The organism is Pedobacter sp. HDW13 (assembly GCF_011303555.1).
In the GTDB taxonomy this organism is placed as follows: Bacteria; Bacteroidota; Bacteroidia; order Sphingobacteriales; family Sphingobacteriaceae; genus Pedobacter.
Map to the genome: position 1 here is coordinate 3,126,148 of NZ_CP049868.1, position 12,584 is coordinate 3,138,731.

Below are 12,584 nucleotides of genomic sequence, written 5' to 3' on the forward strand. Positions count from 1 at the left end.
TGTATTGCAATGGGTTACAACTTACAGGTTAACATCGATAAATCATCAGGCTTTTGTTTTGGTGTAGTGTATGCAATAGAAATGGCAGAAGATATTTTAGATAACGAAGGTTATTTATACTGTTTGGGAGACATTGTACACAATGATGAAGAGGTTGAGCGCTTAACTAAACGCGGACTGAAAATCATCGATCACGAAATTTTAAAAGATTTGCGTGATGAGAAGGTTTTAATCAGGGCACATGGCGAAGCCCCCTCAACTTATCAGCTGGCATTAGAAAATAACCTCACTTTGATTGATGCATCTTGTCCGGTGGTTTTAAAGTTGCAGAATAGGATTAAAAACTCGCACGATGATGAAGAACAAGTGCTTATTTTTGGTAAACACGGCCATGCAGAGGTAATTGGTTTGCAGGGGCAAACTGATGGTAAAGCCATTGTTTTTCAGGATTTAGCCGAACTCGATAATGTGGAGCTTCCGGAAAAGTTTACTTTGTATAGTCAAACCACTAAAAGCACCGATAAATTTTACCACATTAAAGACGAATTGTTGAGTCGTGGCTACGATGTTAAGGCCAACGATACCATTTGCAGGCAAGTATCTAACCGGTATCAGGAGTTGGAAGATTTTGTGAGTCATTACAATAAGATTGTTTTTGTTTCTGGTAAAAAGTCATCTAACGGGAAAGTGCTTTACGATGTATGTAAGAAGTACAATGAAAATGCTTACTTCATTTCTAATGTTGAAGAATTGGAACAGACCTGGTTTGCCGAAAATGATAAAGTAGGTATATGTGGTGCAACCTCTACGCCAATGTGGTTGATGGAGGATGTAAAAGCTGCTTTAGAAAAATACTAACTATAAAATCTATCAGTTAATATTTGTTATTTAAATGAGAGCATTATTAATAATAGATATGCAGATTGGTAGCTTTAAACCCTATGATTTGCGACATGATACCAAAGGTGTAATTGAGCGAATTAATAAATTATCGGATTATTTCAGAATTAATGAGGATAAAGTAATTTTTGTCCAACATAATGGCACTAAGGAAAATAATTTTTTGCCCAACTCTCCAGATTGGAAGCTTTTACCTGAATTAATCAAATGCGATACTGATTATGTGGTTTCAAAATCAGCTAATGATGCTTTTTATAATACACAGCTAGAGGATACTCTTTCCAAACACAATATTTCCGAATTATTTATAACAGGTTGTGCGACTGATTTTTGTGTCGATTCTACGGTAAAATCGGCTATTGCTAAAGATTACAATGTAACAGTTGTTGGAGATGCTCATACTACTGCAGATAGACCACATTTAAGTGCAAATAAAGTGATTGAGTATTACAATTGGATTTGGGACGAGATGACACCAACTAACTTTAAAATCAAAGTTATTAAAACCAATGAGTTGGCTTTGTAGTTTGAAGAATCACAATCGATAATTATTTTAAACCATGGACAATAAAAAATCGTGGATTGGTTTAGGTGTTGCAACTCTGGTTATTTCCTGCTGGTTTATATCGCTTTATTGCTTGCTTACCTGGCATTTCTCCTGGAGCAACCCACTTGTTTATTTGATGGTTTTAGTCCAAATGCATTTATACACGGGTTTATTTATTACCGCGCACGATGCCATGCATGGTACAATTTCAAACAATAGAAAAGTAAACAAACTTTTCGGTTTCCTTGCTGTGTTTTTGTATGCAGGCTTTTTCTATAACAGCTTATATACCAAACACCATCAGCATCACAATCATGTACATACCGCTAACGATCCTGATTTTGCTCCACATGGTTTTTGGAAGTGGTATTTCAGGTTTATGCTAAATTATGTAACGGTAATACAACTGGTAATTATGGCCGTTACCTACAACATTTTGAAAATATGGGCGTCGGAAAAAAACCTGTTGTTATTCTGGGTACTACCATCCCTTTTAAGCACCTTTCAGTTATTTTATTTTGGTACTTATTTGCCGCATAAAGGTGAGCACGATAACGAATATCATTCTACTACACTAAAGAAGAACCATTTTATCGCTTTCATTACCTGTTACTTTTTTGGCTATCATTTAGAACATCACCAAAGACCAGCTATGCCCTGGTGGCAGTTGTATAAGGCAAAATAATGCATCTCCGCGGTGTCTGTGTTTGTCAGTGCATCCGCCTCAAAGTAAATTTTCCTGTTTTATAATGATTTATTGCTGCATATTGCACGAAGGTTTCTGATACTCATTATGGATTTTTGCTTCCTGCAGCCGGGTTTCTTTGCAAAACCATTTTTCTGCATCATCAGGGTTCATCCTTGAGTAGATCATGTTTCAGTTAAACAACTAAGGAATAAATTGCGGTTAATATTATTTTCTATTGACGAAAAAATGTTTTTCATCACTTTTTAACATAGGTTAAAAACAATAAATACGCGATATTTGCGCAAATAACATATTTTAATATCAATGAGCAAAAAGGGAATTTTACTGGTAAATTTAGGAACACCCGATAGTGCGGCAACAGCCGATGTCAAAAAATATCTTGATCAGTTTCTGATGGATGAAAGGGTAATTGATATTCCTAAATTAAACCGTACTCTTTTGGTTAAAGGGATAATTGTTCCTTTCCGTAGCCCTAAAACTGCTAAATTATACCGCGAAATATGGAATGAAAACGGTTCGCCACTTTTGTATTACAGTAAATTGCAGGCTAAAATGCTGCAAGAAAGATTAGGCGACGAGTACCAGGTAGAGCTAGCCATGCGCTATCAAAATCCTTCTATTGCATCAGTACTCGATAAACTGAAATTGGGTTTGGTAGAAAGTATTCAGGTTATTCCGATGTTTCCGCAGTATGCATCGGCCAGTACTGGTTCGGTAATGCAGCTGGTTATGGAACTGGTGAGTAAATGGCCAACTGTTCCGCCAATTTCCTTTGTTAACTCTTTCCATGATAACGAATTAATGATAAAGGTTTTTGCGGAAAATGCAAGAAAACATCAGATAGAGACTTACGATCATGTGTTGTTCAGTTTCCATGGTTTACCCGAACGTCAATTACTGAAGTGCGACCATACCGGCAGTTATTGCTTAAAAAGTAGTGATTGTTGCCAAACATTAAATGATACTAATAAGTTTTGCTATTCAGCACAAGGGCACCATACCGCCAGGCTAATTGCCAGTGAATTAAACCTGCCAGAAGAAAAATATACCGTTTGTTTTCAGTCGCGTTTAGGTAAAGAACCCTGGGTACAACCTTACACTACCGATGTACTTAAAAAATTAGCCGCAGAAGGTAAAAAGCGTTTGCTGGTTTTTAGTCCGGCTTTTGTGGCCGATTGCCTGGAAACGCTTTACGAAATTACGGTAGAATACCACGAAGAGTTTAGGGAGTTAGGCGGCGAGCATGTTCAGTTGGTAGAAAGCTTAAACGATAGTCCGGTGTTTATTGAGGCACTTGCCGGAATGATTAAATAATTAAAAATGGCAGGTTTTATCATTTTAATGGGGGTTTCGGGAAGTGGTAAAACCGTTATTGGGAAAGCGCTTGCACCGCGGATAAACGCTGAGTTTATTGATGGTGATAATCTCCACTCGCAGCGCAATGTGGATAAGATGGCTGCTGGCATTCCATTAACCGACGAAGATCGTTTGGATTGGCTTCAGCTGATTGCCAAAGTTGGCCGCGAGCATGTAGCGCACTGCACATCATGCATTATAGCCTGTTCTGCATTAAAAAAAGCCTACCGCGAACTGCTGCGGATTGATAATCCGAGCATCAGCTTTGTGTATTTAAAAGGAGGTTTTGATTTAATCCACGATCGGATTATGAAACGTTCGCATCAGTACATGCCCTCAAGCTTACTGAAGAGCCAGTTTGATACACTGGAGGAGCCACAAAATGACGAGCATGATATACTTACGATCTCTATCGATCAGTCTATTCAGGCAGTTGTCGAAGAAATCGCTCAGGCTAAGCTCATTTCGTAATTATCGAAATAATCTGATCTGTTGCCCCTTTCTTGCCGGCCACGTATGCTCTGGCTAAGTCGGTCGCATGCTGATTGCCTGCAAAGATATTAAAAGCATCAATTAGCTCTTCTGTAGATGATATACTTTTAGCTGCGCCAATGGTAATTAAATCTTTAGCTTCCTGGAATTTATCATATTTAGGTCCGAAAATTACAGGCAAACCAAAAGCGGCAGCTTCTAAGGTATTGTGTATACCGGCGCCAAAACCACCACCTATATAAGCCACTTTACCGTACTGGTACAAAGCAGAAAGCATACCAATGTTATCGATTATTAAGACTTGAGATTTGAGATTTGAGATTTGAGAATTGTTGGCTTCCAATTGCGCACTTAAAACTGAAAACCGCAAACTGCCAACCGGAAACTGTTTTTCAATACTTTCAATGTGGCCGCTATGAATTTCGTGTGGTGCAATAATAAATTTCCAGTCGGGGTATTTGGCAGGCAATGTAGCCAATAACTTTTCGTCTTCAGGCCAGGTGCTTCCGCAAATCAAAGTTGGTTTGCCATCAATAAACTTTTCAATCAAATGCAGTTGTTTAGGTGTTTGTGCATTTTCATAAACACGATCGAAACGGGTATCGCCATTGATGGTTACATTGTTTAAGCCAATTGATTTTAGCAGGTTTTCACTTTCTTCATTCTGAACAAAAAAGTAGGTTACTGCTTTAAGTATGTTGCGGTAAAAACCACCATACCATTTGAAAAAAGTCTGATTATCTCTAAAAATGCCCGATATTACATATAAAGGAATGTCACGATCTTTAAGCACCTTAAAATAAAAATGCCAGAATTCATATTTGGTAAAAATGGCCATCTCAGGGTTGATACTTTCGATAAAGCGTTTCGCATTCTTATTGCTGTCAATTGGCAGGTAAAAAACATCCGCTAAAGCATAATTTTTTCTGATTTCGTATCCCGATGGCGAAAAAAAAGTAACTACAATTTTTTTGGAAGGATAAAGTGCTTTCAGTTTTTCTAAAACCGGCCGGCCTTGTTCAAATTCGCCTAACGAAGCAAAATGGAACCACACATGTTTATCCTGAGGATTAATGCGCTGAGCAATTTGTGTATAGACGTTTTTACGCCCTTTTATAAACAGCCTTGCCTTAGGATTAAATATTGAAAAGATCCTTATAAGTAAAATGTAAACCCGAATTCCGATTATGTAAAGCAAAAGCATTAGTGTAATTTCATATCTTCGTGCCAAGATAAAAGGAATATATTTAAAAAGCTTAATAATATACGAAACCATTGGGATTTGGTCTATAAATCAAGGCAATTAGATGATTCAGGATCGTTTCGTTACAGACAAAAATAAATTATACTCTAAATGAAAATAGCCGTTATTGGTACAGGATACGTAGGTTTAGTTACCGGAACCTGTTTAGCAGAAACAGGAAATGATGTTATTTGTGTTGACATTAATGAAGCAAAGGTTAAACAGATGCAGGCGGGCGAAGTGCCTATTTATGAGCCTGGTTTAGACCTTCTGTTCCATAGAAATATTGAGCAGGAAAGATTAACTTTTACTACCAATCTTGCTGAAGCAGTGAAAGATGCGCAGATTATTTTTATGGCCTTGCCAACGCCTCCGGGTGGAGATGGTGCTGCCGATCTTTCTTACATTTTAGGCGCAGCTAAAGACGTTTCGAAGCTCATTACGGAGTATAAAGTAATCGTAAATAAATCAACAGTACCAGTGGGTACAGCCGATAAAGTAAAAGCTGTTTTTACCGAAAATACTTCAATTGAGGTGGATGTGGTTTCTAACCCTGAGTTTTTAAGAGAAGGTGTGGCTGTTGATGACTTTATGAAACCAGACCGTGTGGTTTTGGGTACCAAAAGCGAAAGAGCCAAAAAACTGATGACCGAGGTATATGCGCCTTATGTACGTCAGGGAAACCCGATCCTGTTTATGGATGAGCGTTCTTCTGAGCTGACCAAATACGCAGCAAACTCGTTTTTGGCCACTAAAATTACGTTCATGAACGAAATTGCAAACTTATGCGAGCTGGTAGGTGCAGATGTTGATGCCGTAAGACGCGGTATCGGATCAGACGACCGTATCGGAAAACGTTTCCTTTTTCCTGGTGTGGGTTACGGCGGTTCATGTTTCCCCAAAGATGTACAGGCCTTGGTTAAATCTTCTGATGATTATGCCTATAATTTCCAGATTTTGAAATCGGTAATGGAGGTTAACGAGAAGCAAAAAACAATCTTGGTAGATAAAGTATTAAAATATTACAAAGGCGACATTAAAGGTAAACATTTTGCACTTTGGGGGCTGGCGTTTAAACCTGAAACCGACGATATCCGCGAGGCACCTGCTTTGTATATTATCGATGAGCTGGTTAAGAATGGTGCTACCGTTACCGTATTTGATCCGGAAGCAATGGGTAATGTAAAAAATATTTTAGGCGATAAGATTAATTATGCCAAAAACCAGTACGAAGCATTGGAAGGTGCTGAAGCACTGTTAATTGCAACAGAATGGTCGGTTTTCCGTAACCCCGATTTTGATAAAATTGAGAGTATTTTGAAAAATAAAGTGGTTTTCGACGGTCGAAATTTGTATGATTTGCAAAAAATGATCGATCTTGGCTATTATTATAATAGCATAGGTAGAAAACTAATAGATTAAAATGGGTCGAAAAAGAATTTTGATTACAGGTGCAGCCGGATTTTTAGGTTCGCACCTTTGTGATCGCTTTGTGAAAGAGGGTTTTCATGTTATCGGAATGGATAACCTGATTACGGGCGACATGGCAAATATTGAGCATTTGTTTAAACTCGAAAATTTTGAGTTTTACAACCACGATGTTTCCAAGTTTGTACATATTCCGGGTAAACTTCACTACATCTTGCACTTCGCTTCACCGGCAAGTCCGATCGATTACCTCAAAATCCCGATCCAGACCCTTAAAGTGGGGTCGTTAGGTACGCACAACCTGTTGGGCTTGGCCCGAAATAAAAGCGCAAGGATGCTTATCGCTTCAACTTCTGAAGTGTATGGAGACCCGAATGTAAATCCACAACCAGAAGAATATTGGGGTAACGTAAATCCCGTTGGCCCACGCGGCGTTTACGATGAAGCCAAGCGTTTTCAGGAAGCCATTACCATGGCCTATCATACCTTTCACGGTGTAGAAACCCGGATTGTAAGGATCTTCAATACTTATGGCCCAAGAATGCGCTTAAACGATGGCCGTGTTTTACCAGCTTTTATCGGGCAGGCGTTAAGGGGCGAAGATTTAACTATCTTTGGGGATGGAAGCCAGACCCGCTCTTTCTGTTATGTTGATGATTTGATCGAAGGAATTTACCGTTTACTGATGAGTGATTACGCCCAGCCGGTAAACATTGGTAACCCGGATGAAATTACCATTAAACAGTTCTGCGAAGAGATTATCAAACTTACTGGTACCTCACAAAAAATCGTGTACAGGGAACTTCCTCAGGATGATCCAAAACAACGCAGGCCGGATATTACCAAAGCAAGAGAGATATTAGGCTGGGAGCCGAAGATAGATCGTGCTGAAGGATTAAAAATTACATACGAATATTTTAAATCATTGCCTCCAGAGGCTTTGGAAAAGATAGAACATAAAGATTTTACCACATTTAACCGTTAAAATGGCAAAAATATTAGTTACTGGTGGAACAGGATACATAGGTTCGCACACAGCAGTAGAATTACACAACGCAGGATACGAAGTTGTAATTGTTGATAACCTTTCTAACTCGAACATTAAAATTTTAACCCAGCTTCATGCAATTACTGGCAAATGGTTCGATTTTCACGAAATCGACCTTCAGGATGACAAAGCTGTACAGGAATTTGCAGAAAACCATACCGACATTGATGGAATTATCCACTTCGCAGCTTCAAAAGCAGTAGGCGAATCGGTTGAGCAACCCTTAAAATATTATAAAAACAACTTTTACGGATTAATTAACCTGTTAATCTCATTCAACAGAAAAATTAATTTCGTGTTCTCTTCTTCATGTACCGTTTATGGTCAGCCAGAAAGCTTACCAGTAACCGAAGCAGCACCTGTACAAAAAGCAGAATCGCCTTATGGTAACACCAAACAGATTGCTGAAGAAATTTTAGCTGAAACTGCTGCGGTAACACCTGATTTAAATATCATCGCTTTGCGTTACTTTAACCCGGTTGGAGCGCATGAAACAGCTTTAATTGGCGAGTTGCCAAACGGTGTTCCGGCAAACCTGGTTCCTTTTATCACCCAATCGGCTATTGGTAAACGTGGCCCGATTACGGTTCATGGCGATGATTACAATACTCCTGATGGTTCTGCGATCCGCGATTATATCCACGTAGTAGATTTGGCCAAAGCGCACGTTGCTGCTATTAAACTTTTAGAAGCAGGAAACCCAAATGGTAACTACGATGTTTTCAATATCGGTACCGGTACCGGTTCTTCGGTTTTAGAAATCATTGCTGCTTTTGAAAAAGTAAATGGCGAAAAACTGGATTATAAAATTGGCCCAAGAAGAGCTGGTGATATTGTGCAGATTTATGGCGATGTACAGAAATCGAATGCGCAACTGGGTTGGAAAGCCAGTCTGGATATCAACGAAATGATGCGCTCGGCATGGGAGTGGGAAAAATACATTAAGGCCAACCCTTTTTAAATGAAATTATCGGAGCACAAAGATCTTAAAGAAGCAATTACCGGTTTACCTGTTAAAGAAAAAGACAAGTTATTACTGCGTTTAGTTGCAAAAGATAAAGTGCTTACCGAACATCTTCATTATAAATTGTTGGAAGATGAAACGGATTTAAACGACCGGAAAGAAAAGATTAAAGCCGATGTAGATGAACAGATTTTGGAAATACACAAGCTGAATGCGAAAGAAGCTTTGGTAAAAGTCCGGAAAATGATTACCACCGTAAATCATTTTTATAAGGTTACGAAAGATCCGTTAGGGGAGGTAGAACTGAAAGTGTTTATCCTCAATGCCGTTCCTTTCGACTATAAGAAATCAATTTTTGGTTACCGCGATTTTATGATATTATTTACAGCATTTTATCTGAAAACGACCGCGGTAACCTTAAATAAGTTTAAAAAACTTCACGAAGACCACCAATTCGACCTGAGCGAAGATTTTAATCATTTGCTCAATAAAATCTATTCCTCTAAATTTGCAGGTGCAGCCGAGGCAAGTAATCTGCCAAGGGAAATAAGTTAAAATCATGATCTACCATTATGTTCGGATTATTTAAAAAGAAAAAAATAGCACCCGAATTTAATTTCTCAAATATTGGGACCGATATGCACTCGCACATTATCCCAGGTATTGATGATGGTGCACAAACTATAAAAGATTCTTTACTGCTGGCCAAAAAGTTTAAGGCCCTGGGCTACCATAAACTGATTGCCACACCGCATATCATGGCCGATTATTACCGCAATACGCCCGATACCATTAACCGTGGTCTTGATGTGTTAAGAAAGGGATTAAAAGAAGCTGAGATAGATCTGGAGGTTCAGGCCGCGGCCGAATATTATCTGGATGAGACCCTGGAGAAAAAAATCAGGCAGAAAGAGGTATTAACTTTTGGGGCCGATTACCTGCTTTTCGAACTATCTTATATCAATGCGCCACAAAACCTGCTCGATTTTATAAAGATGATTCAGGATGCTGGCTATAAACCTGTTTTGGCCCATCCCGAAAGGTATCCCTATTACCACCAGACTTTCGAAAATTATCAACAGATTAGAGAAACGGGCTGCCTGCTACAGTTAAATACCATTGCCTTGACCGGCTATTACGGTGCTGGCGCAAAAAAAGTAGCCGAAGAAATGGTCGAAAACCACCTTGTCGATTTTATGGGTAGCGATATGCACCACTTAAAGCATGCCGCCGCATTAGAAGATAGCTTAAGCACACCTTTTATCGAAAATTTGCTAAGTCAGTACCAGTTGGGGAATGCCTCGCTTTAGGATTGTTTAACTGCTTGAATCGGTTAACTGTATTTCAATCTTCTAACTGTTCTAGTGTCTAAGCGCTGGAAGCCAGAGCTTTCTAAGTCTCATATTGCAATTATATTAACCGGTTAACCCTCTATTCATATCTCAGCGCTTCAACAGGATCTAATTTCGATGCTTTTTTAGCAGGATAATAGCCTGAAAGGATTCCAACCAATACGCATAGTACGAAACCCCGATAATAAATAACCACGGAATAAGGAATGCCCCACCCATGGCCAGCGATATGATATTTCCGAGTACAATGCCTAAAAATATACCCAGCACACCGCCCATCAGGCAAATTACTACAGCTTCGATTAAAAACTGACGGCGTATTACCTGTGGATTGGCGCCAATAGCCTTACGGATTCCGATTTCGCGCGTACGCTCTGTAACCGAAACCAACATAATGTTCATTAAACCAATTGAAGCACCAATAAGTGTAATAATACCAATGGCTACACCACCAATGGCCACAAAAGCCAGGTTTTCGAAAAGCGTTTGTGCAATGGCATCACTCTTGGTAATTTCGAAGTTATTGGTTTCGTTAACCTTTACCTTACGAATATTTCTAAACAATGCTGTTGATTCTCCGATAATGTTCTCCTGCATTTCATTGCTGGGCACCATCACGGTAATGGTGTAAGATGGGTTGGCGTTTGCATTAATCTGTTTCGCTTTTACCAATGGAACATAAACAGCCCTGTCGCCGCTAAAACCCATACTCGATCCTTTTTTCTCCAATATGCCAACAATTTTAAGACGGTTGTTGCCTACATTAATGAGTTTATCAAGCGGATCAGCATCTTTAAAAAGTTTTTCTACTACCTCGCCACCTACAATACATACGTTGCTACCCAATTGAATTTCAGAAACACTAAAATTTCTTCCCTGTGATAGGTTTAAACCTTGCGAGGCGAGGCCATTTTCGTCAATTCCCTGTACATTAATATTAGGATTGGTTTTTAAACTGCCATATTTAACAGTAGAACCACCGCTTGCAAATACACTTACAGCTACTTTGGCTGGTGTATTTAAGCTGTCTTTAAATTTTACCGCATCTTCGTAACGGATAGCTTTAAAAGGTTTGGGCCTTTTGCCATTACCGATTCTGATACCTGTACCACGGTTACGGATGGTAAATGAATTGGCACCCATGCTACTAAAAGCATCAGTCATACTTTTCTTTACAGCATCAAGTGTGGTTAAAATCCCAACTAAAGCCATTAAACCAATGGCAATAATCAAGGCGGTAAGCATGGTGCGCAAGCGGTTACCTTTAATAGATTCTAATGCCAGTCTGATGTTTTCTCTGTAATTCATTTATAATAAGTATCAAGTCAAGTATCGGGTATTAAGTATGAATATGGGGTTAATCCTTATACCCTACACCTTTTGCCTTCAACCACTATGGGTAAAAATAAAAAAAGTCCCGGTGTTTAGACATCGGGACTATATTATATGTTACAATATATTTTATTTATGCCGAGAAACTCGTGCCACAGCCGCAAGTGCTGGTAGCATTAGGGTTAATGAAGGTAAAACCGCGCGAGTTTAATCCATCCTGCCAGTCAATCATCATTCCCATCAGGTACATTTGGTGGGCCTTGTTCATAAAAACCTTAATACCGTCTATAAAAAATTCCTGATCGCCATCTTTTTTCTGATCGAAACCCAGAATGTAGTTCATGCCTGCGCAACCGCCACCTTCCACGCCAACGCGTAAACCGTAATCTTCACCAATTTCCTGCTGATCTCTTAATTTATATAACTCTTTGGTTGCTCCTTCCGAAAAAGTAACTGGTGCAAATCCTGTATCAACTGTTGTGCTCATGTTATTTACAATTTTATCTGTTACAAATATAAATAATAATGCACATTTTTGCTTTTAACGGTCAGCTAATATTACCGTATTTAAACAATACTTATGAATACCCAACAGATTTTAATCGATGTAGTGATCTTATTTGCAGGCATTTTCGCTGCACTAATGGCAGTTTATTATATTTTAAAGGGCGATATTCAGCGCTTTTTTAACTTAAAAGCCATTGAGCTGAATAAAGAAACCAGGGCGCACCTGTTACCGTTAAGATTGCAGGCGCACGAGCGTTTAATTATTTTCGTCGATCGGATTAACCCTGCAAACCTGTTGGTTCGCCTTCATCAGCAAGGTATTGATTTGGCTACTTTACAAGCGGGTATCTTAAGTGAAATCCGTGCAGAGTACCAGCACAATATTACCCAGCAGCTGTATGTGGATCCTATAACCTGGGGTGTAGTACGTAAATTAAAAGATGATACCATCGGGATGATCACCAATGCGGTGCAGGGCTTGCAGGCAGGTTCGAACGGAATTGAACTTAGCAAAGCCATTTTGCAACACATGGCTACCATTGATGAAAATCCTTACGATTTAACATTAGAGTTGATCAAGAAAGATATTAACCAACTGTTTTAAGCGGTGATTAACTGGTTGAAAGTGTGTTAACTGGTTAATTGTTTAAATCGGTTAACTATTTAGGTGCCGCGATTAGTATTGGGCGCTAACAAGTTTGGAATT

At 39.1% G+C, this 12,584-nt stretch carries 13 protein-coding genes and 1 pseudogene; 11 read left to right on the forward strand and 3 right to left on the reverse strand.

The features are described 5' to 3' along the window. The first annotated feature begins 9 nt into the window (after positions 1–9). From G7074_RS13395 to G7074_RS13415, 5 genes are all read left to right on the forward strand, one after another. Positions 10–858 (forward strand): 4-hydroxy-3-methylbut-2-enyl diphosphate reductase, encoded by an 849-nt coding sequence (locus G7074_RS13395; protein WP_124561062.1) that lies wholly within the window; start codon positions 10–12, stop codon positions 856–858. Positions 859–892: 34 nt separating this feature from the next. After that, complete coding sequence (locus G7074_RS13400) at positions 893–1,426, forward strand: cysteine hydrolase family protein (protein ID WP_124561061.1); 534 nt, start codon at positions 893–895, stop codon at positions 1,424–1,426. A gap of 34 nt (positions 1,427–1,460) precedes the next feature. Next, the gene (locus G7074_RS13405; RefSeq protein WP_166208797.1) at positions 1,461–2,132 is read left to right on the forward strand and encodes a fatty acid desaturase; all 672 of its coding nucleotides are present in this window, start codon (positions 1,461–1,463) and stop codon (positions 2,130–2,132) included. Positions 2,133–2,459: 327 nt separating this feature from the next. Further along, the gene (gene hemH, locus G7074_RS13410; protein WP_124561059.1) at positions 2,460–3,470 is read left to right on the forward strand and encodes a ferrochelatase; all 1,011 of its coding nucleotides are present in this window, start codon (positions 2,460–2,462) and stop codon (positions 3,468–3,470) included. A 6-nt stretch (positions 3,471–3,476) separates the two neighbouring features. After that, on the forward strand, positions 3,477–3,983 hold the full coding sequence (locus tag G7074_RS13415) for a gluconokinase (protein ID WP_124561058.1): 507 nt from the start codon (positions 3,477–3,479) through the stop codon (positions 3,981–3,983). On the opposite strand, the gene G7074_RS13420 is transcribed toward G7074_RS13415, so the two are convergent. Next, positions 3,973–5,208, reverse strand: coding sequence for a 3-deoxy-D-manno-octulosonic acid transferase (locus tag G7074_RS13420; RefSeq protein WP_166212437.1), 1,236 nt, complete (start codon positions 5,206–5,208; stop codon positions 3,973–3,975). The two genes, G7074_RS13415 and G7074_RS13420, sit on opposite strands and share 11 nt — an antisense overlap. A 150-nt stretch (positions 5,209–5,358) precedes the next feature. On the opposite strand from G7074_RS13420, the gene G7074_RS13425 reads away from it, so the two are divergent. Genes G7074_RS13425 through G7074_RS13445 form a run of 5 tightly spaced genes read left to right on the forward strand, consistent with a single transcriptional unit; the run spans position 5,359 to position 9,997 of the window. Beyond that, complete coding sequence (locus tag G7074_RS13425) at positions 5,359–6,669, forward strand: UDP-glucose/GDP-mannose dehydrogenase family protein (RefSeq protein WP_124561057.1); 1,311 nt, start codon at positions 5,359–5,361, stop codon at positions 6,667–6,669. 1 nt (position 6,670) lies between these two features. After that, a complete protein-coding gene (locus G7074_RS13430) occupies positions 6,671–7,660 on the forward strand; it encodes a UDP-glucuronic acid decarboxylase family protein (RefSeq protein WP_124561056.1) in 990 nt (329 codons plus the stop codon). Position 7,661: 1 nt separating this feature from the next. After that, positions 7,662–8,684 carry a UDP-glucose 4-epimerase GalE gene (gene galE / locus G7074_RS13435; RefSeq protein ID WP_166208800.1) on the forward strand — a complete coding sequence of 341 codons (1,023 nt, stop codon included), beginning with the start codon at positions 7,662–7,664 and terminating at the stop codon, positions 8,682–8,684. Beyond that, positions 8,685–9,242 (forward strand): hypothetical protein, encoded by a 558-nt coding sequence (locus tag G7074_RS13440; protein ID WP_124561054.1) that lies wholly within the window; start codon positions 8,685–8,687, stop codon positions 9,240–9,242. A gap of 17 nt (positions 9,243–9,259) precedes the next feature. Further along, positions 9,260–9,997 (forward strand): tyrosine-protein phosphatase, encoded by a 738-nt coding sequence (locus G7074_RS13445; RefSeq protein ID WP_166208803.1) that lies wholly within the window; start codon positions 9,260–9,262, stop codon positions 9,995–9,997. 121 nt (positions 9,998–10,118) lie between these two features. On the opposite strand, the pseudogene G7074_RS13450 reads toward G7074_RS13445, so the two are convergent. Together G7074_RS13450 and G7074_RS13455 are read right to left on the reverse strand one after the other, a co-directional pair. Beyond that, positions 10,119–11,347, reverse strand: a pseudogene (locus G7074_RS13450) (ABC transporter permease). 157 nt (positions 11,348–11,504) lie between these two features. Further along, a complete protein-coding gene (locus G7074_RS13455; RefSeq protein WP_124561051.1) occupies positions 11,505–11,858 on the reverse strand; it encodes an iron-sulfur cluster assembly accessory protein in 354 nt (117 codons plus the stop codon). A gap of 93 nt (positions 11,859–11,951) precedes the next feature. Between G7074_RS13455 and G7074_RS13460 the strand changes: the two genes are divergently transcribed. Further along, the gene (locus G7074_RS13460; RefSeq protein ID WP_166208806.1) at positions 11,952–12,482 is read left to right on the forward strand and encodes a hypothetical protein; all 531 of its coding nucleotides are present in this window, start codon (positions 11,952–11,954) and stop codon (positions 12,480–12,482) included. The last annotated feature ends 102 nt before the right edge of the window (positions 12,483–12,584 follow it).